Below are 26,249 nucleotides of genomic sequence, written 5' to 3'. Positions count from 1 at the left end.
GTTGCGAATAGGTAACCGTGCCATAACGGCGAGTTCGGGCCACCGTCCGACACGCCGGGCAACTCGGCAAGGTTGTGGCAGGCTGCACCCGGGCAGGCCACACTCGACTAGCGGAAGCAGCGACGCACGTGACGTCGGCAGGCACCACCCGGGAGGTCCCCATGCCCGAACTGCGTGTCGTGGCCGTCTCCAACGACGGCACACGGCTGGTGCTGAAGGCTGCGGACAGCACGGAGTACACGCTTCCGATTGACGAGCGTCTACGCGCCGCCGTACGCGGCGATCGTCCCCGCCTCGGCCAGATCGAGATCGAGGTGGAGAGCCATCTCCGCCCCCGAGACATCCAGGCCCGCATACGCGCGGGAGCATCCGCCGAAGAGGTCGCCCAGCTCGCCGGAATCCCCGTCGACCGGGTGCGCCGCTTCGAGGGACCCGTGCTCGCCGAGCGTGCCTTCATGGCGGAGCGGGCCCGCAAGACGCCCGTCCGCCGCCCCGGCGAGACGACCGGTCCCCAGCTCGGCGAGGCCGTGCAGGAGCGCCTGCTGCACCGTGGCGCCGACAAGGAGACCGTCCAGTGGGACTCCTGGCGCCGCGACGACGGCACCTGGGAGGTACTGCTCGTCTACCGCGTGGCGAGCGAACCCCACTCCGCGAGCTGGACGTACGACCCGCCCCGGCGGCTCGTCCAGGCCGTCGACGACGAGGCGCGCTCGCTGATCGGCGAGTCCGACGACCTCGGCTCCGCCGAACCCAGCTTCCCGTTCGTACCGCGCATCGCGCGGCTGCCCCGCGACCGTCCGCTGGACCGCGCCCTGGACCGGCAGATCGAGCGGCCCGGCCTGCCGCCGTCGTCCGAGCCGGACATCGAGGAGGGCATCAGCGAGCGTGAGCGCGACTCGCTGACCAGCCTCCTGGAGGCGGTGCCCAGCTTCCGCGGGGACATGGTCGTGCCCGAGCGGCCCTCGGCAGGACCCGCCGCCTCGACGGCCTCCACGACCTCGGCCACGGAACGCTCCGCGACGGAGGAACCGCCTGTACCGGAGCCCGAGGTGGAGGAGCCGCCGGCTCCCGCGGCCTCGGCCGGTTCGGCCTACGCGGACGTGCTCATGCCGCGTTCGGTGGCCAGCCACCGCGACCGGCTCGTCGGCGCCACCGACCGGCAGGCCGAAGCGGACGGCGTCCGTCCGGGACGCAGAGCGGCCGTACCGAGCTGGGACGAGATCGTCTTCGGGACGCGACGCAAGAAGCAGGACTAGGAAGTGGCGAAGTGACAGGGGCTCGCACCGTCTCGGTGCGAGCCCTCCGCTCTTCCGTCAGCCCTTCGTCACCGGTCCGCCCTCGCCCACCGGTCCGGCTGCTCCTGCGGGTCCGACGTTCCTCACGGGTTCACCCTTCCGTGTCGGACCGTCCGCCGGTGCCCCCGGTGCTACTGCGGATCGGGGCCGGTCGCGACCGGGCGCCCCTCGTCCCGCGACCATTCCGACCAGGACCCCACGTACAGCGCGGCCGGAATGCCCGCGACCGCCAGCGCGAGAACCTCGTGCGCGCCGGAGACGCCCGACCCGCAGTAGACGCCGACCTCCGAAGAGCCGTCGGCGCCCAGGGAGGCGAAGCGGTCGGCGAGTTCACCCGTCGGCAGGAAGCGACCGGATTCGGCCACATTCCCGGTGGTCGGCGCCGAGACCGCGCCGGGGATGTGGCCACCGACCCGGTCGATCGGCTCGACGTCACCGCGATAGCGCTCGGCGGCCCGGGCGTCGAGCAGCAGACCGGTGCGGGCCAGCGCCGCGGCGCCGTCGGCGTCGAGCAGGGACACCTTCCCCGGAGCGGGTACGAAGGTGCCGGCGGCCGGAGCGGCACGGCCGCTCTCGACCGGTCCGCTCCAGGCCGCGAGTCCGCCGTCAAGCACACGCACCGACGGGTGACCCATCCAGCGCAACAGCCACCAGGCCCGCGCGGCGGCCCAGCCGAGCCCCCCGTCGTACACGACGACGTCACGGTCCTCGGAGACCCCGGCCGCGCGCATGGCCTCGGCGAAGACCTCCGGGTCCGGCAGCGGGTGGCGTCCCGCCGCGCCGGCGGGACCGGCGAGTTCGGTGTCCAGGTCCACGTAGACGGCACCCGGAATGTGTGCCTCCTCGTAGGAGCGGCGCAGGTTGGGGCCGCCCAGCTGCCAGCGGATGTCCAGCACGACCGGCGGGTTCGGCCCCGTCAGGTCGCTCGCGAGTCGGGATGCGGAGATGATGGCGTTCATGGCCACCATCCTCGCGCACGGGGTGGCCACTTCGTCCAGGTCCGGCTACTGTGCTCCGCCGGGCCGACCCGACCACACGGCGTGCAGGAACGGGCACACGCTGTACGGCCGATGGACATGCTCAGGCAATCGCGGGGAAACGGATGGGCAACAGGAATGCGGGCATCCTCCCGCCGAGGGCCGTCCGGCCGTGGCGCGGCCCACCGCCGGTGGTGCGACCATCGGCACCGGGCGCCGTGGTCCAGGACGGCGGTACGCCCGGTTCGACAGCGGAAGTGAAGCGGCCCCGCGAGGCGCCGAGGAGAGGGTGACGATGACCGAGGCACGGGAGTCGGCCGGCCTGAACGGCTCTGCGTACACGCCCGGCACGCCCTGCTGGGTGAGTCTGATGGTGCACGGGATGGCCGCGACCCAGGAGTTCTACGGGGAGCTGTTCGGCTGGGAGTTCCAACCCGGTCCGCAGCAGCTGGGCGCCTACGTGCGGGCGCAGTTGGACGGGCAGGAGGTTGCGGGCATCGGCCAGCTCCCACCGGACCGGCATCTGCCCGTCGCGTGGACGCCCTACCTCGCCTCGGACGACGTGGACCTGACGGCGGAGACGGTCCGGCACTGCGGCGGCACGGTCGGCGTCGGTCCGCTGGTCGCCGACGCCGCCGGCCGCCTGGCGATCGCCTCGGACCCCTCGGGCGCCGTGTTCGGCGTCTGGCAGGCCGCGGCCCATCTCGGTGCGGGCCTCGCCGGGGTTCCCGGGACCCCCACCTGGAACGAGCTGGTCACCAGGGAATCCGCGGGTGTGGCCAAGTTCTACGAGACGGTCTTCGGTTACGAGGAGGAGCCCGTCGTCTCCGCCGACTCCGACTACGTCACCCTCCACATCAAGGGCCGCCCGGTGGCTGGCATCCACGGCGTCGGCAACGCCCTGCCCCGCGACCGGGGCGCCCACTGGATGACGTACTTCGAGGTCGTCGACGTGGACGCGGCGGTGGCCCTGGTCGTCGAACTGGGCGGCCACGTCCTCAGGCCGGCCCACGACAGCGCGTACGGCCGGGTCGCCAAGGTGGCGGACCTGGAGGGCGCGGCGTTCTCACTGGTGCGGACCAGCCGCTAGGACGTACGCGTCAGCCGCGCGCCGCGGTGTCCACCGGGAGTACGTCCGGGGACAGGACGCCCGCCCGCGCGGTCGCCGCGGTCATCCGCCGGCTGTGGTGACGGCGGCACAGCACCTCGTAGCCGATGTCCTCCGACTGGTCGACGTCGCCGACGACGACCTGGGCGCCCTCGACGACCATCCGGCCGCCTATGGTGCGGGCGTTGTGGGTGGCGCGGGCGCCGCACCAGCAGAGGGCCTCGACCTGCAGGACCTCGACGCGGTCGGCCAGTTCGACGAGTCGCTGCGAGCCCGGGAAGAGCTTGGAGCGGAAGTCGGTGGTGATGCCGAAGGCGAAGACGTCGATGTCCAGATCGTCGACCACGCGCGCGAGTTGGTCGATCTGCTCGGGGGCGAGGAACTGTGCCTCGTCGGCGATGACGTAGTCCGCCCTGCCACCCCGCGAGAGATGCTCGACGAGGTACGCGTACACGTCCTGGTCCTCCTCGACCTCCACCGCGTCCGTGACCAGACCGAGCCGGGAGGAGAGCTTGCCCTCACCCGCGCGGTCGTCCCGGGTGAAGATCATGCCCTGCAGGCCGCGGGCCGAGCGGTTGTGCTCGATCTGCAGAGCCAGCGTCGACTTCCCGCAGTCCATGGTTCCGGAGAAGAACACCAGCTCGGGCATGGGGAGTCGAGCACCTTTCAGCAGGGACGGAGCAGCGGTGGAGCGAGGGGTGGGCGGGTGACGACGCGCGGCGGGCGGAGGGTCAGGAACGCACTTCCAGCAGTGGAACGTGCTGTTCCGCCGGGGTCATCGAGCCGTGGTTGCCGACCATCAGCGACTCCTTCGGTTCCCGTTCGGACGCGGTGATCAGCACGTCGTCCCGGGCTGCCGCGACCACGTCGCCGATGCGCGCGTACACCCGCTCGTCGACGTGCGGGCCGAACCAGCCCGCCGCGATCGCCTCGTCGCGCGAGGCCACCCAGAACTGCTCGCCGAGCACCTCGCGCCAGCAGGTCAGGACGTCCGACCCGGCGCCCGGGACCGCGTACACATGCCGGGCGCGTCCTTCGCCGCCGAGGAGGGCGACGCCCGCGCGCAGTTCCCAGTCCTCGTCGAAGTCGATCCGGTGCTGCTCGTCGAAGGGGATGTCGATCATGCCGTGGTCGGCCGTGACGTACAGGGCCGCGCGGGGCGGCAGTTGCTCGGCCAGGCGCTGGACCAGCCGGTCCACGTACATGAGCTGTCCGCGCCAGGCGTCGGAGTCGATGCCGAAGCGGTGCCCCTTGCCGTCGACCTCCGCGTAGTACGTGTAGACCAGCGAGCGGTCCCCGGCGGCCAGTTGCTCGGCCGCCATGTCCATGCGGTCCTCGCCGGTCAGCCGGCCGTGGAACGTGCCGCCGCTGAGCGCGATCTTGGTCAGGGGGGTGTTCTGGAAGTGCGGGGCCGACACCTGGGCCGTGTGCACACCCGCCGCGTCGGCCAGCTGGAACACCGTGGGGTACGGCTGCCACTTGCCCGGCTTGGTCCAGGGGATCCAGCGGAGCTGGTTCATCAGCTCGCCGGTCTCCGGGTTGCGCACTGTGTAGCCGGGCAGTCCGTGGGCTCCCGGCGGCAGTCCGGTGCCGACCGAGGCCAGCGAGGTGGCGGTGGTCGCGGGATAGCCCGCCGTGATCGGCCGGCCGGTGCCGCCGCGCGAGCTGCCCAGCAGGGAGCTCATGAACGGGGCCTCGTCCGGGTGGGCCTTCAGCTGTTCCCAGCCGAGGCCGTCGATGAGGAAGACGCAGTTCCGGTCGGCCGGGCTCAGTTCGCCGAGCGAGGCGGTCATGTCCGGTACGTCCATGCCCGCGGCCAGGGTGGGCAGGAGGTCGGCGAGCGACCCCGTTCCGTACTCGGGTACGGGCGCTGATTCGACGGTGAGCGGTTCCGGGTCGTCCCAGACTTGCTGGGACATCAGCGGGTGACGTCCGCGGTCGCCTCGGAGAGCGACTGCGCGAAGGCGAGCGTCTGGCGCACGGCGTCCGGCCCGTCACCGGCCTCGCTGACGCGCAGGCTCAGGTCGTCCGCCGTCGAGCTGCCGGTGTAGCCGTGGTCCGCCTCGCAGTTGGAGTCGCCGCAGGCCGCGGGCTCCAGGTCGATACGGGCGACCGCGCCCCAGCCGATGGTGAGGACGACCTCGCGCGGCAGGGTCCCCACCACGTACTTCTCGGGGTTCGCCACGACCCGGCTGAGCACGACGGACGAGATCCGGCCAAGCTTCACGGACTCGGTGGACGTCGTCGCGTACGGCGTGGGGGACGTGCTGTCCGCCGCCTGCTCGTCGGTGTGGCTCACGATGAAACGGTTACCCGTGAGAACGAGCACCGTCACATGCCGGCGCACCTCGTTCGCGTCGAACGTCGTCTCCTGGTGGACCAGATACGACCGGATGGGCTCGCCCCCTACAGCGGCCTCCACCGCCTCGGCCACGAGGGCCGGGTAGTAGCCGCTGCGCTCGATCGCCGCTCGCAGCCCCTGGGTCGTCGTACTGGTCTTGGCCATGATGTCCATTCTACGGGGGCGTACTGACTGCGAGGCACCGCTCAGTACACAGGAAGCGTGCGTGGGCCGAGGTCGTCGCGGGCGGGCGGCGGCGCCAGCCGTACGGACGCGCCGAGCACGCTCAGCCCGCGCGGGGCGACGACGACCGGTTCCAGGGACACGGAGACGACTTCGGGGTGGTCGTCGACGAGCCGTGACAGGCGCAGCAGCAGGTGCTCCAGTGCCGCGACGTCCGCGGGGGCCGAGCCGCGCCAGCCGAAGAGGAGGGGCGCGGTCCGGATGGAGCGGACCAGTGAGGCGGCGTCGCGGTCGGTGACCGGAATCAGTCGGTGCGCGGTGTCTCCGAGCAGTTCCGACGCCGCTCCGGCGAGCCCGAAGGAGAGCACCGCTCCGGCGGCCGGGTCGATGACCGCCCGTACGACGGTGTCCACGCCGCGCGGTGCCATGGCCTGTACCACCGGGCGCAGTTCCTCGGGCTCTCCGAAGAGGCTGGTCAACTCGGCGTACGCGCGTCGCAGTTGCTCCTCGTCCGCCAGGTCGAGGCGGACGCCGCCCAGGTCGGCGCGGTGCCTCAGGTGGGGGGCGGTGGTCTTCAGGGCCACGGGGTAGCCGAGGTGTTCCGCCGCGGCGACGGCCTCCCCGGGGGTGGGCGCGGGAAGGGCTCGGCGGACGTCGATGCCGTACCGGGCGAGGAGGGCGCAGGTGTCGTCGGGGCCGAGGGTGAGCGCGCCCTCGGCCGGGCCCGGCTCCCACGCCGGCACCGCCGCTCCCGGCTCCGTCTGTCCCGCTTCCGCGGTGGTGCTGCCCTCCCCGTCGACGAGAAGGCGGCCGATCTGTTCGGCCGCGCCCTTCTCGTCGATGTCCTCGTACTCGGGCACCCGCCCCGGATCGGCGGCCTCGTGCCGCCACTGGCCGTATTTCACCGCTTCCGCGAGCGCGCGCACGGCCCGCTCGGCGGCGGGGTAGGCGGGGATGAGCCGGGAGTCCACCGCGGCGCTCTCCGCCCCGGCGCCGTCCGCCGCTTCGGGGAGGGCGGGAGCGGGGAGGACGGGAGCGGTTCGCGGGGCGGGGCCGGATGCCGCTGACGCGGTGCCGAGCAGTGTGGCGCCATCCGCTGTGGTGGCGACCCGTGACGTGCCGTCCGCTGTGGTGTCGGCCGGCGCGGTGCCGTCCGCTGTGGTGTCGGCCGGTGCCGTGCTTCCGGCCGGTGCGGTGCTGGCCGCCGCGGACAGGGCTTCCGCGAGTCCGCCCAGCTCCACGTGCACCACGAGGACCGGTTTGGCGGGAGCCGCCGCCGAGGCCGAACGCAGGGCCTCCGCCAGCGCGGCGTCCGCCGCCGATCTCTCGCCCACCGCCGGGATCGCGGTGACCACGACGGCGTCGCAGGCGTCGTCGGCCAGGGCGTGCGCCAGCGCGTCCCGGAAGTCCTCGGCGGAGGCGCCCGTCGTCAGGTCGCGAGGCGGCAGCGGCCGCAGGTCCTGGGCGAGACACGCGTCGTACGTCAGCAGCCCGAGCGATTCGGAGTTCCCGAGGATCGCCACCCTCGGGCCCGCGGGCAGGGGCTGGCGCGCCAGGAGCAGCCCCGCGTCGACCAGCTCGGTGATCGTGTCCACCCGGATGACCCCGGCCTGCCGCAGCAGGGCGGACACCGTGGCGTGCGGCAGCCGGGTGGCCCGTACCGCGTGTCCCTGGGGCGCGGCTCCGCCGTGCCGCGCGCCCTGGACGACGACCAGCGGCTTGGCCGCGGCCGTCCGCCGGGCGAGGCGCGTGAACTTGCGCGGGTTGCCGATCGATTCGAGGTACATGAGCGCGACATCGGTGTCCGGGTCGTCGTACCAGTACTGAAGGACGTCGTTGCCGGACACGTCCGCGCGGTTGCCGGAGGAGACGAAGGTCGACACGCCCGTCACCCCGGTGACCCCGCCGCCGCGCCGGTGCAGCCGGGACAGCAGCGCGATCCCGATGGCTCCGGACTGGGCGAACAGGCCGATGCGTCCGGTGCGCGGCATCTCCGGGGCGAGCGAGGCGTTGAGCCGGGTGCGCGGCGAGGTGTTGATGACTCCGAAGGCGTTCGGCCCGATCAGCCGCATCCCGTACGTCCGCACCTGGCGTACGAGCTCGCGCTGGCGCTCCCTGCCCTCGGGGCCGCTCTCGGCGTACCCCGCGGAGACCACGACGAGCCCCTGCACCCCGTGCTCGCCGCACTCCGCGACCGCTTCGGGGACCCGCTCGGCCGGGACGGCGATCACCGCGAGGTCGACGGGCTCGCCGATGTCGCGAACGGAGCGGTGGGCGGGGACTCCGGCGAGCTCCTTCTCCTGAAGTTCGCCGTTCACCGCGTACAGGCGCCCGGTGAAGCCCGCGTCGCGCAGGTTGTCCAGGATGCTGCGGCCCACTCCCCCGGGGGTGCGGCCCGCTCCGACGACCGCGACCGAACCGGGTGCCAGGAGCCGGGCCACGGAACGCGCCTCCGCCCGCTGCTCCCTCGCGCGCTGCACGGCGAGGGAACGGTCGGTGGGCTCCAGGTCGAACTCCAGGCGTACGACGCCGTCCTCGAAGCTGCGCTTCTGCTGGTACCCGGCGTCCGTGAAGACCTTGATCATCTTGCTGTTGGCGGGCAGCACCTCGGCGGCGAAGCGGCGGATGCCGCGCTCACGGGCGACGGCCGCGACATGTTCGAGCAGGGCGGAGGCCACGCCGCGGCCCTGATGGGCGTCCTGGACGAGGAAGGCGACCTCCGCCTCGTCCGCGGGGGCGGAGGCGGGCCGGCCGTCCGCGGCGATGCGGTCGTACCGTACGGTGGCGATGAATTCGCCGCCTACGGTCGCCGCGAGTCCCACCCGGTCCACGAAGTCGTGGTGGGTGAAACGGTGGACGTCCTTGGCGGACAGACGCGGGTACGGCGCGAAGAAGCGGTAGTACTTCGACTCGGCGGACACCTGCTCGTAGAAGCTGACGAGGCGGTCCGCGTCGTCGGCCGTGATGGGCCGGACGCGCGCGGTGCCGCCGTCGCGCAGCACGACGTCGGCCTCCCAGTGAGCGGGGTACTCGTGCCGGTCCGTCGGGGTCTGCATGGGGCCCAGAGTACGACTCGGGTCCGACAACGGCGGGTTCGCGCCCGGCGGGGACCCGGGGCAGTCTTGGGGCCCGGGCCGGTCCGGGCCCGCACCCGCGCACGGCACGCCTCACCGTTCACCGTATGGAACACTGGTCTAGACAACCTTGACACCTGAAGGGCAGCATCACATGGCTGAGCGCCGCGTCAACGTCGGCTGGGCCGAGGGCCTGCACGCCCGTCCCGCCTCCATCTTCGTCCGGGCGGCCACGGCCACCGGCGTCCCCGTGACGATCGCCAAGGCCGACGGCAACCCCGTCAACGCCGCGTCCATGCTCGCGGTCCTCGGCCTGGGCGCCCAGGGCGGCGAGGAGATCGTCCTGGCCTCCGACGCCGAGGGTGCGGACGCCGCGCTCGACCGCCTCGCGAAGCTGGTCGCCGAGGGCCTCGACGAACTCCCCGAGACCGTCTGACCCTCAGGCCCTCTCGGACCCCTTGGGACCTCTTGGGACCCTTCGGGTCTCCCCGGACTCCGTCGGACCCCATCGGTCCCCGTACGGCGGAGCCGCGTCACCCACACCCCGGGCGACGCGGCTCCGCCGTTCGCGCGTCCGGGAGCGTACGGGGCCGGGGCCGTTCTTTTCCTGCGTGCGGCGTATTGATTTCCGCCCGCCTCCACCCGCTTCCGCGCGCACTGAAATGACGTGCTCCACAATTCAGGGCACGCGGAAGAAAAGGGCACCGGAAATAGGGCCCTGCCGAATATCTCTCTTTGTATACGGTGCTTCTGTTAATGCCGCAGGCCCGCTGTGTTTACGGGATGTTGCGAAGTCCTCACACGCTCGGCGCGGTCCCCGCCGGGAAAACGCAGCCGGTGCGCGGACATCGCCCGCTCCGTGTGCAGCGCCGTGATCGCCCTGGCCCGGTCGCTGTCACCGCGGGCCACGGCGTCCACGATGGCCCCGTGCTCGGTCCAGGACTCGGCGGGGTGCGCGGGCGCCTCGACCGAGTACATCCAGGCGATCTTGTGCCGCAGCTGGCCGAGCGTCGAGGTCAGCGCCGGGCTGCCCGAGGACTGCGCGAGCGTCTCGTGGAACCAGCCGCCGAGCGAGCGCAGATCCTCGCTGTTGCCCCGCCTGGCCCGCTCCTGGCCGAGCCTGACCAGGCCGCGCAGCACCTTGAGATGGGCCTCGGTGCGCCGCTGGGCGGCACGGGCGGCGCCCAGCGGCTCCAGCAGCACGCGCATCTCCAGGAGGTCGGCGGCCTCCTGCTCCGTGGGTTCCGCGACGCACGCGCCCGCGTGCCGGCGGGTGACCACGAAGCCCTCCGCCTCCAGGGTGCGCAGCGCCTCGCGCACGGGGACCCGCGAGACGCCGTAGCGGCGCGCGAGCAGTTCTTCGGTGAGCCGGCTGCCGCGCTCGTAGACACCCGCGACGATGTCGTCCCGGATCGCCGTGCATACCGAGCGCGCGGGAATACGCATGACCGGACCTCCGCCTTAATCCCCGCGAAACGCGGTCGATTGACGCTTGTTCGGTGACTCTATTGCAGAGAACGGGAAATTCCGAAGGCAGCCGGGAATCCATGGATATTTTTTGGACACACCGGGCTTCTGAACAGGCGGTCGTCCGGTACGAAAGTGACCGGAAGCCGTCCGAACGCGCGTAGGCCCCGGCTCGGTGAGCCGGGGCCTACGACGGAGATGCGGTGCCGCGCGGAACCGCGGCGGCGGGTGCCGTGCGGTCAGACGTTCACGCCGTGCCCGCGGAGGTAAGCGATCGGGTCCATGTCGGAGCCGTACTCGGCGGTGGTCCGCGCCTCGAAGTGCAGGTGCGCCCCCGTGACGTTGCCCGTCGCCCCGGAGAGGGCTATCTGCTGCCCCGGAGTGACCGTCTGGCCGACCGAGGCACCGATGGACGAGAGGTGCCCGTACTGGGTGTACGTGCCGTCGACCATCTTGATGACGATCTGGTTGCCGTAGGAACCGCCCCAGCCGGCCTCCACGACGGTGCCGGAGCCCACCGCGTGCACGGCGGTGCCGCTGGCGGCGTGGAAGTCGATGCCGGTGTGGCTGCCGGAGGACCAGATGCCGCCGCCGGCCTGGTAGGACGTGGAGACGTACGAGCCGGTGATCGGCGCGGTGTAGGCGTTGAGGCGCTTGCGCTCGGCCTCGCGGGCCGCACGGGCCTTGGCCTCGCGCTCCTTCTCGGCCTTCGCCCTGGCCTCCTCCGCACGCTTCTTCGCGGCGGCCTCGGCCTTCTCGCGGGCGGCGGCCTGGTCGGCGGCCTGGCGCTGGGCGACGGCCTGCGCGTCGATTTCGTGGGCGACCGAGTCGCCCATGGTGACGGCCTTGAGGGGGCCCGTCTGCTCGATCTCGCTCTCGGCGGCGAACGCCGGGGCGGCCAGCGTGCCCACGACACCGGTGGTGGCCAGGGCGGCGACGCCGACGGTCCTGCGGGTGGTGCGCGTCATGCGGCTGGGAAGACGGTGCTTCCCCGTGGCGCGGGTGAACGCCATGAAGTGGCTGGTCCTTTCCTTCCTTCTCGCCTACCGGGTTAGCTGACGGGTTCGGAGCAGGAAGGTCTCCTACGGACCCCCTTCGGGAAGGGCGTCCGATTCACCCCAGGGACCTGGGTCCCCGGCTCCCCTGGCTCGCGCCATACGGGGACTCGGCGATGACTGTCCGGTGCCGCGGACGCGGCGCAGTGCCTGACGAACAGCCGGACCGACGCTAAGCGGCGCCTCTTTCAATAGACAAACGGATCACCATTTTTGTAGCGCATGCCACAGGGCAGACAGGCAACTTCCCTGCAATACGGACAAACCATGGACGGAGAAGGACAGAAAAGGGCCCGGGTGACTCGTCCAGTCACCCGGGCCCCGACCGTGAACAGGTCCCGCCCGATCGCGGGCCCTGCCCGGTCGCGGATCCCTACTCGGCCGTCACGACGCTGACTTCGCCGACGCCGAGGGCCCTGACGGGCTCCTCGATCTGCGCGGCGTCCCCGACTAGGACGGTCACCAGGCGGTCCACCGGGAACGCGTTCACGGCGGCAGCGGTGGCCTCCACGGTGCCGGTCGCGGCGAGCTGCTTGTACAGCGTCGCCTGGAAGTCGTCCGGCAGGTGCTGCTCGACCTGGTCGGCGAGCGTGCCCGCGACGGCGCCCGCGGTCTCGTACTTCAGGGGCGCGACACCCACCAGGTTCTGCACGGCGACGTCGCGCTCGGCGTCCGTCAGACCCTCGGCGGCGAGGGTGCGCAGCACCTTCCACAGGTCGTCGAGCGCCGGGCCGGTGTTCGGGGTGTCCACGGAGCCGCTGATGGCGAGCATCGAGATGCCCGTCCCGTCCGGAGCGGAGCGCAGCACCTGGCCGAACGCCCGCACACCGTAGGTGTATCCCTTCTCCTCGCGCAGGACGCGGTCCAGGCGGGAGGTGAGGGTGCCACCGAGGCAGTACGTGCCGAGCACCTGGGCGGGCCACACGCGGTCGTGGCGGTCCGCGCCGACGCGGCCGATGAGCAGCTGCGTCTGGACGGCTCCGGGCCGGTCCACGATGATCACGCGGCCGGTGTCGTCGGCGGTCACCGAGGGCACGGGACGCGCCTGGGCCTGCGAGCCGGTCCAGGTGCCGAGCGTGTCCCCGAGCAGCGCGTCGAGGTCGACGTCCGTGAGGTCGCCGACGACGACCGCGGTGGCCGTGGCGGGGCGTACGTGCTTCTCGTAGAAGGCGCGTACGGCCGCCGAGTCGATCGCGGTGACCGTCTCCTCGGTGCCCTGGCGCGGGCGCGACATCCGGGAGTCCGCCGGGAAGAGCTGCCGGGACAGCTCCTTGGCGGCCCGCCGGGCCGGGTTGGCACTCTCGTGCGGGATCTCGTCGAGCCGGTTGCGCACCAGCCGCTCGATCTCGCCGTCCTCGAACGCGGGTGCCCTGAGGGCGTCGGCGAGCAGGCCGAGTGCCTTGGGCAGCCGGGAGACGGGCACTTCGAGGCTGAGCCGTACGCCGGGGTGGTCGGCGTGGGCGTCCAGGGTGGCGCCGCAGCGCTCCAGCTCGGCGGCGAACTCCTCGGCGGAGTGCTTGTCGGTGCCCTCCGAGAAGGCCCGCGCCATGATCGTGGCGATGCCGTCGAGGCCCTTGGGCTCGGCCTCCAGCGGGGCGTCGAGAAGGACCTCCACGGCGACGACCTGCTGGCCGGGGCGGTGGCAGCGCAGCAGCGTCAGGCCGTTGCCCAGGGTGCCGCGCTCGGGCGCCGGGAAGGCCCAGGGCCTGGCCTCGCCGGCCTGGGGCTGCGGGTGGAACTCCATCGTGGCGAGCTCGGTCACTTGGCCGCCTCCTCGTCGGTGTTGTCGGCGGCGCCGGTCTCTTCGGCCGCGTCGGTCTCCTCGGGGGCGACCGGCTCGTAGACCAGCACCGCGCGGTTGTCGGGGCGCAGGCGGGCCTTGGCGACCTCCTGGACCTCCTCCGCGGTGATGTCGAGAACGCGCTGCACGGCGGTCAGGGCGAGCTGGGGGTCGCCGAACAGGACCGCGTACCGGCACAGTTCGTCCGCGCGGCCCGCGACCGTGCCGAGACGGTCCAGCCACTCGCGCTCCAACTGGGCCTGGGCGCGCTCCATCTCCTCGGCGGTGGGGCCCTCCTCGGCGAACCGGGCGAGCTCCTCGTCGACGGCGGTCTCGATGACCGGGACCTCGACGTCGCCGGACGTCTTCACGTCGAGCCACCCCAGGGAGGGCGCTCCGGCGAGGCGCAGCAGGCCGAACCCGGCCGCGACGGCGGTGCGGTCACGGCGTACGAGCCGGTTGTAGAGCCGGGACGACTCGCCGCCGCCGAGCACGGTCAGGGCGAGGTCGGCGGCGTCCGACGCGCGCGTGCCGTCCTCCGGGAGCCGGTAGGCGGCCATCAGCGCGCGCGCCGGGACCTCCTCCTCGACAACCTCGCGCAGCTGCCCGCCCATGGTCTCCGGGAGCGAGCCGTCGCGCGGGGCGGGCTTGCCGTCGTGCCCGGCGATGGAACCGAAGTACTTCTCGACCCAGCCGAGCGTCTGCTCCGGGTCGATGTCCCCGACGATCGACAGCACGGCGTTGTTGGGCGCGTAGTAGGTGCGGAAGAACGCGCGCGCGTCCTCAAGGGTGGCCGCGTCCAGGTCGGCCATCGAGCCGATCGGGGTGTGGTGGTAGGGGTGGCCCTCCGGGTACGCGAGGGCGGTCAGCTTCTCGAAGGCGGTGCCGTAGGGGACGTTGTCGTAGCGCTGCCTGCGCTCGTTCTTGACGACGTCCCGCTGGTTCTCCATCGACTCGTCGTCGAGCGCGGCGAGCAGCGAGCCCATGCGGTCGGCCTCCAGCCAGAGAGCGAGCTCCAGCTGGTGCGTCGGCATGGTCTCGAAATAGTTGGTGCGCTCGAAACTCGTCGTGCCGTTGAGCGAACCGCCCGCTCCCTGGACCAGTTCGAAGTGGCCGTTGCCCTTCACCTGGCCGGAACCCTGGAACATCAGGTGCTCGAAGAGGTGGGCGAGCCCGGTGCGGCCTGCGACCTCGTGACGCGAGCCGACGTCGTACCAGAGGCACACCGCCGCGACCGGGGTCAGGTGGTCCTCGGAGAGCACCACACGCAGGCCGTTGGCCAGGCGGTGCTCGGTCGCTGTCAGGCCGCCGGAACCGGCCTCGGCTGTGGCCGTGTGACCCATGGGCATGTACGTCCCTTCGATCGCGGAAAACTGCTGATTCCTGCTAGTCGTGCCACTGTATGCAAGCGCGCGGACGGCTGGCGAAGTTCCCGCATCGAGTACGCCGAGAGCGAGCACGCGCCCCGCCAGGGGGCGCGGGGAACTGCGCAGTCTTTCAGGGGCGCGGGGAACTGCGCGACCAGCCACAGCGGACCCGCAGCCGACAGGCCCGCAGCCCGGTACCCCTCCGGGGAGCCGCCCCTCAGGGGCACTCCTCCAGGGGCGCTCCCCAAAAAGCACCCCTCCAGAGGAGTGGGGAACTGCGCGGCCGACCAGGACGCCCCGCACCCGACAAGCCCCCTCCACCACCCCCGTGGAAACGGAACGCGGTAGCGTCCTCAAACCTCCGCGGGCACCCGCGGGTCGCGCTCGTGGAGCCTCCGGGGCCGCCTCGATCGGGGCCTGCCAGGCCTGTTGGGGCGATCGCGCACCCGGCCCGACAGGCCCGTACGGACGGGTCGTGGTCCGCGTTGTCAGTACTGCGGTCCACAATGGACCGCGTCAGAACCCGTTCATGCCCCGGCAAAGACTGTGAAGGAGTCGCAGCAGCGATGGCCCGCCGCAGCACGAAGACCCCGCCTTCCGACGACTTCGAGGAGCGCATCCTCGACATCGACGTCGTCGACGAGATGCAGGGCTCTTTCCTTGAGTACGCGTACTCGGTCATCTACTCCCGAGCCCTGCCGGACGCCCGCGACGGCCTCAAGCCCGTGCACCGCCGCATCGTCTACCAGATGAACGAGATGGGGCTCCGCCCCGACCGCGGCTATGTGAAGTGCGCCCGCGTCGTCGGCGAGGTCATGGGTAAGCTCCACCCCCACGGCGACGCGTCGATCTACGACGCCCTGGTCCGCCTCGCCCAGCCCTTCTCCATGCGGCTGCCCCTGGTCGACGGCCACGGCAACTTCGGTTCGCTGGGCAACGACGACCCGCCGGCCGCCATGCGGTACACCGAAGCGAGGATGGCCGACGCCACCTCCCTCATGACGGAGTCGATCGAAGAGAACACGGTCGACTTCGCCCCGAACTACGACGGCCAGGAGCAGGAGCCGTCGGTCCTCCCGGCCGCGTATCCGAACCTCCTGGTCAACGGCGCGTCGGGCATCGCGGTCGGCATGGCGACGAACATGGCGCCGCACAACCTCGGCGAGGTCATCGCCGCCGCCCGCCATCTGATCCGCCACCCCGCGGCCGATCTCGAAACGCTCATGAAGTACGTCCCGGGCCCCGACCTGCCCACCGGCGGCCGCATCGTCGGCCTGGCCGGCATCAGGGACGCGTACGAATCGGGCCGCGGCACGTTCAAGATCCGCGCGACGGTGTCCGTGGAGAACGTGACGGCGCGCCGCAAGGGCCTCGTCGTCACCGAACTGCCCTTCACCGTCGGCCCGGAGAAGGTGATCGCGAAGATCAAGGACCTGGTCGGCTCGAAGAAGCTGCAGGGCATCGCCGACGTCAAGGACCTCACCGACCGCTCGCACGGCCTGCGCCTGGTCATCGAGGTCAAGAACGGCTTCGTACCGGAAGCGGTCCTGGAGCAGCTCTACAAGCTGACGCCGATGGAGGAGTCCTTCGGCATCAACAACGTGGCCCTGGTGGACGGCCAGCCCCTCACGCTCGGCCTCAAGGAACTGCTTGAGGTCTACCTCGACCACCGCTTCGAGGTCGTGCGCCGCCGCAGCGAGTTCCGCCGCACCAAGAAGCGCGACCGGCTGCACCTGGTCGAGGGCCTGCTCGTCGCCCTGCTGGACATCGACGAGGTCATCCGCCTCATCCGCTCCAGTGAGAACTCCGCCCAGGCCAAGCAGCGCCTGATCGAGCACTTCTCACTGAGCGAGATCCAGACGCAGTACATCCTGGACACGCCACTGCGCCGGCTGACCAAGTTCGACCGCATCGAGCTGGAGACCGAGCGCGACCGCCTCAACGGCGAGATCGACGAGCTGACCGGCATCCTGGACTCGGACGCCGAACTGCGCAAGCTGGTGTCGGCCGAACTGGCCGCGGTGGCCAAGAAGTTCGGCACCGACCGGCGTACGGTGCTGCTGGAGTCGGCCGGTTCCGCCACCACGGCCGTTCCTCTGCAGGTGGCGGACGACCCGTGCCGGGTCCTCCTGTCGTCGACGGCACTGCTCGCGCGTACCGCCAACGGTGACCCCTTCGGGGAGAGCGAGGGCAGGCGCGTCAAGCACGATCTGATCATCTCCGCCGTCCCGGCGACCGCCCAGGGCGAGATCGGCGCGGTCACGTCCAGCGGACGGCTCCTGCGGCTCAACGTCATCGACCTCCCGCAGCTGCCCGAGACCGCCTCGGCGCCCAACCTCTCCGGAGGCGCGCCGATCTCGGAGTTCCTGGCCCTGGAGGGCGACGAGCAGGTGGTCTGCCTGATGACACTCGACGAGTCGTCGCCCGGCCTGGCCATCGGCACCCAGCAGGGTGTGGTCAAGCGCGTGGTCCCGGACTATCCGTCGAACAAGGAGGAGCTGGAGGTCATCACCCTCAGGGACGGTGACCGGATCGTCGGCGGTGCCGAGTTGCGCACCGGCGAGGAGGACCTGATCTTCATCACCGACGACGCGCAGCTGCTGCGCTACCAGGCGTCCCAGGTCCGCCCGCAGGGCCGGCCGGCGGGCGGCATGACGGGTGTGAAGCTCACGGACGGGGCCAAGGTGATCTCGTTCACGGCGGTCGACCCGGCCGTGGACGCGGTGGTCTTCACCGTGGCGGGTTCGCGGGGCACGCTGGACGACTCGGTCCAGACGACGGCCAAGCTGACCCCCTTCGACCAGTACCCGCGCAAGGGCCGCGCCACGGGTGGCGTGCGCTGCCAGCGGTTCCTGAAGGGCGAGGACTGCCTGAGCCTGGCCTGGGCCGGCCCGGCTCCCGCCAGGGCTGCACAGAAGGACGGCACGCCCGCGGAGCTGCCGGAGATGGACCCGCGCCGCGACGGCTCGGGAGTCTCCCTGGCGAAGACGGTCTCGGTGGTGGCGGGCCCGGTCTAGCCACCGCCGCCCGGCAGGTCGTCCCACCCACCCCGACCTGCCATCTCCGTCTCTGCCTCCTGCTCCTGTACGTACCGCAGGACGCCCCACATGCTGCGCTCGTCGGCGTGTGGGGCGTCGTCCTTGCAGGCCTCCAGTTCCTTGCCTAGCGCGACGGCGTCGATGCCGGACCCGATGAGCACGAGCTGGGTCAGCCGCTCGCCCGGAGCCCAGGGCTCCGGGTAGAAACGCAGGAACCGTCCCGCCGCGTGCACGGCGTACCGGTTACGTGGATCGGCGGCGCCGAAGTCGACGTACCCCTTGATCCGGTACAGACCGTCGGGCCTGCTGTCGAGGAAGTCCATCAACCGCCGGGGTCCGAGGGGTACTTCGGAGGTGAAGGAGACGGACTCGTAGGCCGAGTGCAGATGTCCGGGATGCGCGTCGGCGCCACCGTCACCGCGGTCCCGGTCCTCATGCCGGTGCAGGTCGTCGAAGGACAACTGGCCGATACGTTCCTCGGTCGGCCGGCAGTCGAAGAGGAACTCGGGGTCGATCCTCCCGTACGACGCGGATACGACGGCGGCACCGTCGGCGAGCGTACGCACCAGCCCCGTCACACGGTCGGGGTCCGGCGCGCGGTCCGCCTTGTTGACGACGACCAGGTCGGCGATGGCGAGGTGCCGGTCGATCTCGGGATGCTTCTCACGGGTGGCGTCGAACTCGACGGCGTCGACGACCTCCACCAGTCCGCCGTAGACGATGTGCGGGTTCTCGCTGGCCAGGAGCATCTTCACCAGCTCCTGGGGCTCGGCGAGACCGCTCGCCTCGATGACGATCACGTCCATCCGGGACGAGGGCCGGGCGAGCCGGTCCAGATACAGATCGAGTTCACTGGCGTCGACGGCGCAGCACAGACACCCGTTGCCCAACGAGACGGTGGAGTCGCCGAGCGCACCCGCCACGGCCATGGCATCGATCTCGATGGCACCGAAATCATTGACGATGGCACCGATACGGCTGCCTCCGCTTCGGTGCAGGAGGTGGTTGAGCAGTGTGGTCTTCCCGGAGCCGAGGAACCCGGCGAGGACGAGGACCGGGATCTGCTGGGGGCTCGCCTGACTCGACACGCGACCTCTCTCACACCAGTTGCGTGCTCCGGCTCGCAAACCGGCTCTCACGACGGGGGACGAATGCCCGCCAAGGATACGAGCCGCCCCGGAAAGCGCCCGAAGTGAACGATTGTTAGCGGCGCTCGCGGGGCACACGTTGGGCAAGGCGCCGAGTTGCGCGACCCGCGCATACCTCCGTGCGCCGCCTCTCCGCCTCCCAGCCGATCAGACCGCTCGACACGCTGGGAGACGGCAAGCGCCGCCCAACGCTTCGCCGGTCCGCTCCCTGTCGACCCGCACCCGACGACCGGCGGACGGTCGCCTGATTCGGGGGTTGACATGGCCACACAGAACTTTGGCATACGAGGATGCGGCTCGGCCGCGGCGGCCGGGGTTGCCTTCGCGGCCGCCCTCGGCGTTCTCGTCGCTCAACAGCGCCAGTCCAGAAGGGCCCGCCTGAGCGAACAGCAGCACATCAACCTGGCCAACCAGCAGCGGCTGCACTGGGAGCTGCTGAGCAAAGCGCTGGAGGACCCGTCATTGGCTGCCGTCCTCGACACGCACGACGGCGCCATTCCGTCCGACAAGTACCGACAGTTCCTCTTCGCCAACGCGGTGTACACCAATGCGCTGCTCGCTTACCGCATCGGCAACGTCAATCGAGCCGAACTCTTCGGCCATCTGCGCGGGACCGTACAGAACCCGATATTCCGCGAATACTGGGAAGTGACTCGACCGGCTCGCGCCAGCCTTGAGGCAGGTTCGGTCGAATCCCAGGTAGGCCGCATGATGGACGGCCTCATCAATGACCTGGACGAAGCCGACACCGACGAGTGGTGGGTCGTGGGGGACCCTCCCGAGTGAATCCATCCGAGCGCCGAGACTCCGCGCAGCACGGTGAACAGGTGACCTGGTTCGTCACTCGCGACAGCAAGGTTCCACTACTTGCCGCCGTCCCATCCGCCCTACTGCTTGGAGCGGGTTACTTTGAAGATCATCCGTCGCATTGGCTCTTCACCCCGCGAACGCGGCAGCATGACCGGCGAGACCTGCCCTGATATTTTCGAACTCAGTGACGGCAATTTCGCTGTGATCGGGACCGATGCCACCGAGGCACTCGACGCCGAGCTTCCCGCAGACGCCGTTCGAGCCGACCACGAGCGCATCGTGGTCGTCAGCCGCGAGACACTGATCCGCGCCAAGGCCCACATCCCCGACGACTAAGAACCTGCACTAGGACCTGCTCCAGTAGCCGCTCACATCCGAGTCACAACCCTCAGTACATGTCGACTGAACGCCGAGCCCGAATGCACGTTCACAGTTGCGCAAGATCCATTCTTAGTGTAACTACGCTCTGTGACCTCACCAGACATCACGCGCCGCATTGGCGCATCTCCCCGGCAGCGTGGAAGCCTCGACGGCAACACCTGTCCCGATATTTTCGAGCTGAGCGATGGTTCTTTCGCCGTCATCGGCGCCGACAGAACTGAAGCCCTCGACGGCAAGCTACCAGCCGACGCGGGACGGTCGAGCGACGAGCGAATCGTGGTTATCACTCGGGAAACGCTGATTCGCGCCAAGTTCGACATCCCGGATGTTTGACATAAAGAAACCCAGTACGACAAGAACGACGTAGGCGCGCACTCCGAACACCTACAGCACTGATCGCAGCAGGACTCAGCAGGACACGGAGAGCTCCATTGAAGTAGGCCTGGCTGCACCGTCAGCCAGGCCCCTTTCTGTTCCAGCACCCATCGGCAAAAAGCCAGGTTCGAACCATCGGGCCACACGCGACCGTCGCGGTTCCGCCCGGTCCGCCGTCGGTGCCGCAGGTTCCGCTCGCGGCGTCACCGACGGATGAACTTCGAGTCCGTCGCCCGGTTCAGAATGGGGACACCCCGGTCGGCTTCGGAGGCCACAACGAGCCAAGTCAGGTTAGGCTCACCTCTGTGAGTACGTGCGCGAAGGTCTCACGAGACCTGGAGGAGCCCCTCGCGGGGACCGCCGCCACGGCGAGGACGTGGCTGCTGGTCGAACAGCCCGGCCCCTGGGGCGCCGAAGCGCTGACGTCGAGCCATCTGGATCCCGCCCTGGGCCGAGCCCTGCAGGGGGCCGTCGAAGGCACCGGCGTCCGCGTCGCCCTCATCCGCCGCCCGGGACGCCACGCGGACTGCCACACGGCCGCCGAGCGTCACGTGTACGCGGCCCACACCACTCCGGGAAACGTATGGCTGCACAGCGCCACGACATCGGACCCCGAGCAACTGCTCAAACTTGATTTCGCCGCGCTGGGCAGGGGCCTGTCCGGCACCTTCGACTCCGCGCTCGACGGCCGCCCCCACGACGGTGACCCGCTCGCCCTCGTGTGCACGAACGGCAAGCGCGACCGGTGCTGTGCACTGCTCGGCCGCCCCCTCGCCGCCGAACTCGCCGCCTCCGGAGTGGCCGGAGCCTGGGAGGTCACGCACCTAGGGGGCCACCGCTTCTCACCCACGCTCCTCGTCCTGCCGTTCGGTTACGCGTACGGGCGCGCCGAGGCCCATGCCGTGAAGGAGGTCCTCCAGGGCGTACGCGAAGGGCGTGTCGTCACCGAGGGGTGCCGCGGCAGCTCCGCCTGGGAACGCCCCGGCCAGGCCGCCGAACTGGCAGTGCGTACGGCGGTGCGCGAGGACGCGGCGGGCGCGCTGAGCGTGGTCCGTACCGAGGGCGAGGCACCTCACTGGGAGGTGACGGTCGCCCATACCGACGGCCGTAACTGGCTCGTCGCGGTCAGCCAGGGTGCCTCGTCGCCACCCCGTGCGGAGAGCTGCGGTTCGGCTCTCGGTTCCCCGGCCCGTATGGACGTGACGGCGGTGCGTGAGCTGTCGCCTACGGCCGCCGCAGGCCCCGCGACCCGTTGACCTGCTGATGCGCCGGCCCGCCACCCCACCGGCCTGCTGCCCCGCCTGACCACGGCATCCGAACGAGATCCACGCCACTTCGTCCACAGCCCGGCCCACCGTTCCCCGTACCGTCATGGGTATGAGCCCCACTCCCCCTGCTCGACGACTCCGCCTCGGCATGCCGAGGCGGATGTTCTCGCAGGTGCTGCTGATGCAGGTGGCGATCGCCGCCGGAGTCGCCGTACTCGCGACGGGTCTGTTCCTCGCCCCTCTCAGCGACCAGCTGGACGACCAGGCGATGCGTCGCGCACTCGCGATCGCGCAGACCACGGCGGCACAGCCGCAGCTCGCCGACGAGCTGACGTCGACGCGTCCCTCGGCGGACGGACCCGTCCAGGCTGAGGCGGAACGTATCCGCAAGGCGAGCGGGGCCGAGTATGTCGTCGTCATGAACATGCACGGGGTGCGCTGGTCGCACACCAACCCCGCCGAGATCGGGGGACGCGTCTCCACCGACCCCCAGCAGGCGCTGGCGGGCCAGGAGGTCATGCAGATCGACGACGGCACCCTGGGCCGCTCGGCACGCGGCAAGGTGCCGCTGCGGGACGCCGGCGGGGACATCGTCGGCGCGGTCTCGGTCGGTATCGAGTACGACAGCGTGCGGGCCCGCCTGATCCACGCCATCCCGGGGCTCTTCGCCTACGCGGGCGGGGCGATGGCAGTGGGCGCGCTGGCCGCGTACCTGATCTCGCGGCGGGTACAGCGGCAGACCCGTGACCTGGCCTTCTCTGACATCGCCGGGCTCCTGGCTGAACGTGAGGCCATGCTGCACGGCATCAGGGAGGGCGTCGTCGCGCTGGACCGCGAGGGCAGGATCCGGCTCCTCAACGACGAGGCCCGGCGCCTGCTGGGCCTCGGTGACGAAGCCGTGGGGCAGCCTCTGGGCACGGCGCTCGGCGAGGGACGTACGACCGATGTGCTGGCCGGGAGCGTCAGCGGAACCGATCTGCTCACCGTCCGCGGGCAGCGGGTCCTGGTCGCCAACCGCATGCCCACCGACGACGGCGGCGCCGTCGCCACGCTGCGAGACCGCACGGAACTGGAGCAGCTGGGCCGCGAGCTGGATTCCACGCGTGGTCTGATCGACGCCCTGCGCGCCCAGGACCACGAGCACGCCAACCGGATGCACACACTGCTCGGTCTGCTGGAACTGGAGATGTTCGACGACGCCGTGGAGTTCGTCGGCGAGGTGGTCGGCGACCACAGGGCCACCGCGGAACAGATCACCGAGAAGATCCACGACCCGCTGCTCGCCGCTCTTCTGGTGGGCAAGGCCACCGTCGCGGCGGAGCGCGCGGTGGCCCTGACGGTCTCCGACAGGACACTGTTTCCCGACCGGCTGATCGACGCCCGAGGGCTGGTCACGATCGTCGGGAACCTCGTCGACAACGCGCTCGACGCCGTCGCGGGCACCCTCCACGCACGCGTGGAGGTCGAATTGCGCGCGGAGGGACGTACGGCCGTGCTCAAGGTGCGGGACACCGGGCCGGGGATCCCCGCCGGACAACGTGAGTTGATCTTCACGGACGGCTGGTCCACCAAGGAACCGCCTGCCCACCGGGAGCGCGGGATCGGCCTGTCGCTGGTGCGCCGGCTCGCCGAACGGCAGGGTGGCAGCGCACAGGTCGCGCAGGCGGAGGGCGGGGGCGCGGAATTCACGATCGTGCTGCCGGAAGCCCTCGCGGAACCGGCGCCAGCGTCCGGGCCGGAACCCGGCTCCACACCGGAGAGATCCGCCACGACCACCAAGGAGGAGCCGCGATGATCGAGGTACTGGTCGTGGACGACGATGTCCGGGTCGCCCGGGTCAACGCCGCCTACGTCGAGAAGGTCGCGGGTTTCCATGTCGCGGCCGAGGCCCATTCAGCGGCGGAGGCCCTGCGGCAGCTGGAGGCGCTGCCCCAGCTGGATCTGGTGCTGCTCGACCACTATCTGCCCGACGAGACGGGTCTGGCGGTCGTTCAGGAGATGCGGCGGCGGGGCCTCCAGGCCGACGTGATCATGGTGACCGCGGCCCGTGACATCACCACGGTCCAGGCGGCGATGCGGCAGGGCGCTCTGCAGTACCTGGTGAAACCGTTCGCCTTCGCCGGGCTCCGCGCGAAACTTGAGGCGTACGCCGAACTGCGTCGCACCCTCGACGACGGCGGCGAGGCCGAACAGGCCGAGGTCGACAAGATCTTCGGCGCCCTCTCCACGGGCACGGAACCGGACCTGCCCAAAGGGCACTCCCCCACCACCGCGGAGGCGGTGCGCCAGGCTCTGGTGACCGCGGAAAGCCCCCTGTCCGCCCAGGAGATCGCCGACCGGACCGGCCTCAGCCGACAGACCGCCCAGCGCTATCTGAAGCTGCTGGAGCGCACCGGCCGGGCCACCCTGAGCCTGAAGTACGGCGACGCGGGCCGCCCCGAACACCGCTATGTCTGGGCGACCCGAACCTGACGGAGAACCCCCCACTGCGTCTCAGACCGCCCCCGCCCCCGTAAGCGCCCGCACCTCCGTCTCCGCGTGCTTGGCCTCGTCCGGCGCCTCCGTCGACGTGATCGTGCCGAGCCAGCCCGCGAAGAAGCCCAACGGAATGGACACCAGGCCCGGATTGTCCAGCGGGAAGTACTGGAGGTCGACGCCCGGGAACAGCGAACCGGGACTGCCCGACACCACGGGCGACAGCACCACGAGCACCAGGGCGGGCACCAGGCCCCCGTACACGGACCACACCGCGCCGCGCGTCGTGAAGTTCCGCCAGAACAGCGAATACAGCAGGACGGGCAGGTTCGCCGACGCGGCGACCGCGAAGGCCAGTCCCACCAGGAATGCCACATTGAGGTCGCGCGCCAGCAGGCCGAGCGCGATGGCCACGACGCCGACCCCGACCGCGGCGACCCGCGCCACGGCCACCTCGCTGCGCGGCTTGGCACGCCGTCGCCGTAGCGACGCGTAGAGGTCGTGTGCCACGGAAGCCGAGGAGGCGAGCGTGATACCGGCGACCACCGCGAGGATCGTGGCGAAAGCGATCGCGGCGACGATCGCAAAAAGAACCGTTCCTCCAGTGGACGCGGCTCCGCCGCCCAGATCGAGCGCCAGCAGCGGAACCGCCGTGTTCCCGGCCGCGTTCGACCCGCGTACGGCCTCGGGGCCGACGATCGCCGCCGCACCGAACCCCAGCACGATCGTCATCAGGTAGAACCCGCCGATCAGCCCGATCGACCAGACGACGGAGCGACGGGCGGCACGGGCGGTCGGCACGGTGTAGAAGCGCGACAGGATGTGTGGCAGGCCCGCCGTGCCGAGCACCAGGGCCAGTCCCAGGCTGATGAAGTCGAGGCGCGCCGTCCAGTCCCCGCCGTACTTCAGGCCCGGCGCCAGGAACGACTTCCCGTGCCCGCTCCGATCCGCCGCCGTACGCAGCAACTGGTCGAAGTCCCCGTGGAACCGCACCAGGACGAGCACGGTCAACGCGATCGCCCCGCCCATGAGCAGGACCGCCTTGACGATCTGGATCCATGTGGTGGCCCGCATCCCGCCGAACGACACGTACACGACCATGAGCGCGCCGACGCCGATGACCGTCCAGGTCTGTGCCGCCTCGCTCGTGCCTCCCAGCAGCAGCGCGACCAGGCTGCCCGCTCCCACCATCTGGGCGACCAGATACAGGACCGACACGGTCACGGAGGACGTTCCCGCCGCGATACGCACGGGCCGCTCACTCATCCGGGCGGCGACGACGTCGGCGAGCGTGAACCGCCCGCAGTTGCGCACCAGTTCGGCGACCAGGAAGAGGACGACCAGCCACGCGACCAGGAAACCCACCGAGTACAGCAGCCCGTCGTAGCCGAAGAGCGCGATCAGCCCCGAGATACCGAGGAAGGAGGCGGCGGACATGTAGTCGCCCGCGATGGCAAAACCATTCTCCATCGGCGAGAAGAGCCGGCCGCCCGCGTAGAACTCCTCCGCCGAACCGTGCCGGTGACGGCTCACCCAGGTCGTGATCCCCAGCGTGATCGCGACGAACACGCTGAAGAGCAGCAGGGCCAGCGTCTGATGGTTCCCCGTCACCTCCCACCGCCCGCGACGCTGCGCGTCAGCTCCTGTGTGTCCCAGCGCAGGTCGAGCGCGGCCCGGTCCCTGCGCAGCCGCGCGTGCCGCGCGTACGCCCAGGTGAAGAGGAACGTCGTGAGGAACTGCCCGAGCCCCGCGACCATCGCCACGTTCACCGCGCCGACGACGGGCCGCGCCATGAAGGCCGGCGCCGTGGTGGCCGTCACGACATACGCCACGTACCAGGTGAAGAACACCGCGACGGCCGGAAACACGAACCGCCGATACCGGCTGCGCACCTCCTGGAAGGCGGCACTGCGCTGCACCTCCAGATAGACGTCGGCGGCGCGCGCGCTGAGGTCCTCCTGCTCCCCGCGCGCGGGCGGCACAACGGGAGCGGGCGCACCCGTACCGTCCAACTCGCCCCACCCGGAGGCGAGCGCGTCGTACCAGGGGTCGTCGATCCGGACCTGTCCGGGGTCGGGACCGTCGTGCTTCTCCACCGAACTCTCCT

The 26,249-nt window shown here is 70.9% G+C and carries 22 protein-coding genes and 1 riboswitch; of the genes, 10 read left to right on the top strand and 12 right to left on the bottom strand.

What is annotated here, in order from left to right:
- Nucleotides 1–161: 161 nt before the first annotated feature.
- Nucleotides 162–1,256: a septation protein SepH gene (sepH, locus tag ACZ60E_RS37435; protein WP_384798570.1), complete on the top strand. Its 1,095-nt coding sequence runs from the start codon at nucleotides 162–164 to the stop codon at nucleotides 1,254–1,256.
- A 170-nt stretch (nucleotides 1,257–1,426) separates the two neighbouring features.
- On the opposite strand, the gene ACZ60E_RS37430 is transcribed toward sepH, so the two are convergent.
- The gene (locus ACZ60E_RS37430) at nucleotides 1,427–2,254 is read right to left on the bottom strand and encodes a sulfurtransferase (RefSeq protein ID WP_469446368.1); all 828 of its coding nucleotides are present in this window, start codon (nucleotides 2,252–2,254) and stop codon (nucleotides 1,427–1,429) included.
- A gap of 313 nt (nucleotides 2,255–2,567) precedes the next feature.
- On the opposite strand from ACZ60E_RS37430, the gene ACZ60E_RS37425 reads away from it, so the two are divergent.
- Complete coding sequence (locus tag ACZ60E_RS37425) at nucleotides 2,568–3,362, top strand: VOC family protein (RefSeq protein WP_384798575.1); 795 nt, start codon at nucleotides 2,568–2,570, stop codon at nucleotides 3,360–3,362.
- A 10-nt stretch (nucleotides 3,363–3,372) separates the two neighbouring features.
- Here ACZ60E_RS37425 and ACZ60E_RS37420 read toward each other — a convergent pair whose 3' ends face one another.
- The 4 genes from ACZ60E_RS37420 to ACZ60E_RS37405 all read right to left on the bottom strand — a co-directional run bounded on the left by ACZ60E_RS37420 (nucleotide 3,373) and on the right by ACZ60E_RS37405 (nucleotide 8,960).
- The gene (locus ACZ60E_RS37420) at nucleotides 3,373–4,029 is read right to left on the bottom strand and encodes a thymidine kinase (protein ID WP_384798578.1); all 657 of its coding nucleotides are present in this window, start codon (nucleotides 4,027–4,029) and stop codon (nucleotides 3,373–3,375) included.
- 82 nt (nucleotides 4,030–4,111) lie between these two features.
- Complete coding sequence (locus ACZ60E_RS37415) at nucleotides 4,112–5,299, bottom strand: alkaline phosphatase family protein (RefSeq protein ID WP_469446366.1); 1,188 nt, start codon at nucleotides 5,297–5,299, stop codon at nucleotides 4,112–4,114.
- Nucleotides 5,299–5,886, bottom strand: coding sequence for a DUF5998 family protein (locus tag ACZ60E_RS37410; RefSeq protein WP_107021511.1), 588 nt, complete (start codon nucleotides 5,884–5,886; stop codon nucleotides 5,299–5,301). Before ACZ60E_RS37410 ends, ACZ60E_RS37415 begins: the two co-directional genes overlap by 1 nt.
- Before the next feature lie 41 nt (nucleotides 5,887–5,927).
- On the bottom strand, nucleotides 5,928–8,960 hold the full coding sequence (locus ACZ60E_RS37405) for a bifunctional acetate--CoA ligase family protein/GNAT family N-acetyltransferase (RefSeq protein ID WP_469446364.1): 3,033 nt from the start codon (nucleotides 8,958–8,960) through the stop codon (nucleotides 5,928–5,930).
- A 172-nt stretch (nucleotides 8,961–9,132) separates the two neighbouring features.
- Here ACZ60E_RS37405 and ACZ60E_RS37400 point away from each other — a divergent pair, with 172 nt between their 5' ends.
- Entirely contained in the window at nucleotides 9,133–9,414 is a 282-nt protein-coding gene (locus tag ACZ60E_RS37400; protein ID WP_107021509.1) for an HPr family phosphocarrier protein, read from the top strand.
- A gap of 317 nt (nucleotides 9,415–9,731) precedes the next feature.
- On the opposite strand, the gene ACZ60E_RS37395 is transcribed toward ACZ60E_RS37400, so the two are convergent.
- The 4 genes from ACZ60E_RS37395 to ACZ60E_RS37380 form a co-directional block, all read right to left on the bottom strand.
- Nucleotides 9,732–10,424, bottom strand: a complete 693-nt coding sequence (locus ACZ60E_RS37395; RefSeq protein ID WP_384798586.1) for a GntR family transcriptional regulator — start codon at nucleotides 10,422–10,424, stop codon at nucleotides 9,732–9,734.
- A gap of 260 nt (nucleotides 10,425–10,684) precedes the next feature.
- Nucleotides 10,685–11,458, bottom strand: a complete 774-nt coding sequence (locus ACZ60E_RS37390) for a M23 family metallopeptidase (protein ID WP_469446361.1) — start codon at nucleotides 11,456–11,458, stop codon at nucleotides 10,685–10,687.
- A gap of 12 nt (nucleotides 11,459–11,470) precedes the next feature.
- Nucleotides 11,471–11,626: riboswitch (cyclic di-AMP (ydaO/yuaA leader) on the bottom strand.
- A gap of 247 nt (nucleotides 11,627–11,873) precedes the next feature.
- Complete coding sequence (locus ACZ60E_RS37385; RefSeq protein WP_385830750.1) at nucleotides 11,874–13,262, bottom strand: M16 family metallopeptidase; 1,389 nt, start codon at nucleotides 13,260–13,262, stop codon at nucleotides 11,874–11,876.
- A complete protein-coding gene (locus ACZ60E_RS37380) occupies nucleotides 13,259–14,623 on the bottom strand; it encodes a M16 family metallopeptidase (protein ID WP_469446420.1) in 1,365 nt (454 codons plus the stop codon). The genes ACZ60E_RS37385 and ACZ60E_RS37380 overlap by 4 nt, the downstream gene beginning before the upstream one ends.
- Nucleotides 14,624–15,213: 590 nt before the next feature.
- On the opposite strand from ACZ60E_RS37380, the gene ACZ60E_RS37375 reads away from it, so the two are divergent.
- Nucleotides 15,214–17,664 (top strand): DNA gyrase/topoisomerase IV subunit A, encoded by a 2,451-nt coding sequence (locus ACZ60E_RS37375; protein WP_384798594.1) that lies wholly within the window; start codon nucleotides 15,214–15,216, stop codon nucleotides 17,662–17,664.
- Here ACZ60E_RS37375 and ACZ60E_RS37370 read toward each other — a convergent pair.
- Complete coding sequence (locus tag ACZ60E_RS37370; protein ID WP_469446359.1) at nucleotides 17,661–18,773, bottom strand: CobW family GTP-binding protein; 1,113 nt, start codon at nucleotides 18,771–18,773, stop codon at nucleotides 17,661–17,663. The two genes, ACZ60E_RS37375 and ACZ60E_RS37370, sit on opposite strands and share 4 nt — an antisense overlap.
- A 321-nt stretch (nucleotides 18,774–19,094) precedes the next feature.
- Here ACZ60E_RS37370 and ACZ60E_RS37365 point away from each other — a divergent pair, with 321 nt between their 5' ends.
- From ACZ60E_RS37365 to ACZ60E_RS37340, 6 genes are all read left to right on the top strand, one after another.
- Nucleotides 19,095–19,619: a DUF6082 family protein gene (locus ACZ60E_RS37365; protein ID WP_469446357.1), complete on the top strand. Its 525-nt coding sequence runs from the start codon at nucleotides 19,095–19,097 to the stop codon at nucleotides 19,617–19,619.
- Nucleotides 19,620–19,742: 123 nt separating this feature from the next.
- A complete protein-coding gene (locus ACZ60E_RS37360) occupies nucleotides 19,743–19,979 on the top strand; it encodes a hypothetical protein (RefSeq protein ID WP_469446355.1) in 237 nt (78 codons plus the stop codon).
- A 132-nt stretch (nucleotides 19,980–20,111) separates the two neighbouring features.
- Entirely contained in the window at nucleotides 20,112–20,357 is a 246-nt protein-coding gene (locus ACZ60E_RS37355) for a hypothetical protein (protein ID WP_384798606.1), read from the top strand.
- 347 nt (nucleotides 20,358–20,704) lie between these two features.
- Nucleotides 20,705–21,655 (top strand): sucrase ferredoxin, encoded by a 951-nt coding sequence (locus ACZ60E_RS37350; RefSeq protein ID WP_469446353.1) that lies wholly within the window; start codon nucleotides 20,705–20,707, stop codon nucleotides 21,653–21,655.
- Nucleotides 21,656–21,776: 121 nt separating this feature from the next.
- Nucleotides 21,777–23,462 (top strand): ATP-binding protein, encoded by a 1,686-nt coding sequence (locus tag ACZ60E_RS37345; protein WP_469446351.1) that lies wholly within the window; start codon nucleotides 21,777–21,779, stop codon nucleotides 23,460–23,462.
- The gene (locus ACZ60E_RS37340) at nucleotides 23,459–24,139 is read left to right on the top strand and encodes a response regulator (RefSeq protein WP_469446349.1); all 681 of its coding nucleotides are present in this window, start codon (nucleotides 23,459–23,461) and stop codon (nucleotides 24,137–24,139) included. Before ACZ60E_RS37345 ends, ACZ60E_RS37340 begins: the two co-directional genes overlap by 4 nt.
- A 21-nt stretch (nucleotides 24,140–24,160) precedes the next feature.
- Here ACZ60E_RS37340 and ACZ60E_RS37335 read toward each other — a convergent pair whose 3' ends face one another.
- Entirely contained in the window at nucleotides 24,161–25,753 is a 1,593-nt protein-coding gene (locus tag ACZ60E_RS37335) for a solute symporter family protein (protein WP_384798618.1), read from the bottom strand.
- Complete coding sequence (locus tag ACZ60E_RS37330; RefSeq protein ID WP_469446347.1) at nucleotides 25,750–26,238, bottom strand: DUF485 domain-containing protein; 489 nt, start codon at nucleotides 26,236–26,238, stop codon at nucleotides 25,750–25,752. Before ACZ60E_RS37330 ends, ACZ60E_RS37335 begins: the two co-directional genes overlap by 4 nt.
- Nucleotides 26,239–26,249: the final 11 nt, after the last annotated feature.

The sequence above is a fragment of the Streptomyces sp. NPDC102514 genome, from assembly GCF_055584525.1.
Note: the sequence above shows the minus strand (reverse complement) of the source record. Positions and strands in the feature narration are given on the sequence as shown.

What these genes read in the sequence shown, in the direction of transcription:
- sepH (WP_384798570.1), top strand. Translation starts at nt 162, where the DNA reads ATGCCCGAACTGCGTGTCGTGGCCGTCTCCAACGACGGCACACGGCTG.
- ACZ60E_RS37430 (WP_469446368.1), bottom strand. Translation starts at nt 2,254, where the DNA reads ATGAACGCCATCATCTCCGCATCCCGACTCGCGAGCGACCTGACGGGG.
- ACZ60E_RS37425 (WP_384798575.1), top strand. Translation starts at nt 2,568, where the DNA reads ATGACCGAGGCACGGGAGTCGGCCGGCCTGAACGGCTCTGCGTACACG.
- ACZ60E_RS37420 (WP_384798578.1), bottom strand. Translation starts at nt 4,029, where the DNA reads ATGCCCGAGCTGGTGTTCTTCTCCGGAACCATGGACTGCGGGAAGTCG.
- ACZ60E_RS37415 (WP_469446366.1), bottom strand. Translation starts at nt 5,299, where the DNA reads ATGTCCCAGCAAGTCTGGGACGACCCGGAACCGCTCACCGTCGAATCA.
- ACZ60E_RS37410 (WP_107021511.1), bottom strand. Translation starts at nt 5,886, where the DNA reads ATGGCCAAGACCAGTACGACGACCCAGGGGCTGCGAGCGGCGATCGAG.
- ACZ60E_RS37405 (WP_469446364.1), bottom strand. Translation starts at nt 8,960, where the DNA reads ATGCAGACCCCGACGGACCGGCACGAGTACCCCGCTCACTGGGAGGCC.
- ACZ60E_RS37400 (WP_107021509.1), top strand. Translation starts at nt 9,133, where the DNA reads ATGGCTGAGCGCCGCGTCAACGTCGGCTGGGCCGAGGGCCTGCACGCC.
- ACZ60E_RS37395 (WP_384798586.1), bottom strand. Translation starts at nt 10,424, where the DNA reads ATGCGTATTCCCGCGCGCTCGGTATGCACGGCGATCCGGGACGACATC.
- ACZ60E_RS37390 (WP_469446361.1), bottom strand. Translation starts at nt 11,458, where the DNA reads ATGGCGTTCACCCGCGCCACGGGGAAGCACCGTCTTCCCAGCCGCATG.
- ACZ60E_RS37380 (WP_469446420.1), bottom strand. Translation starts at nt 14,623, where the DNA reads ATGGGTCACACGGCCACAGCCGAGGCCGGTTCCGGCGGCCTGACAGCG.
- ACZ60E_RS37375 (WP_384798594.1), top strand. Translation starts at nt 15,214, where the DNA reads ATGGCCCGCCGCAGCACGAAGACCCCGCCTTCCGACGACTTCGAGGAG.
- ACZ60E_RS37365 (WP_469446357.1), top strand. Translation starts at nt 19,095, where the DNA reads ATGGCCACACAGAACTTTGGCATACGAGGATGCGGCTCGGCCGCGGCG.
- ACZ60E_RS37345 (WP_469446351.1), top strand. Translation starts at nt 21,777, where the DNA reads ATGAGCCCCACTCCCCCTGCTCGACGACTCCGCCTCGGCATGCCGAGG.
- ACZ60E_RS37340 (WP_469446349.1), top strand. Translation starts at nt 23,459, where the DNA reads ATGATCGAGGTACTGGTCGTGGACGACGATGTCCGGGTCGCCCGGGTC.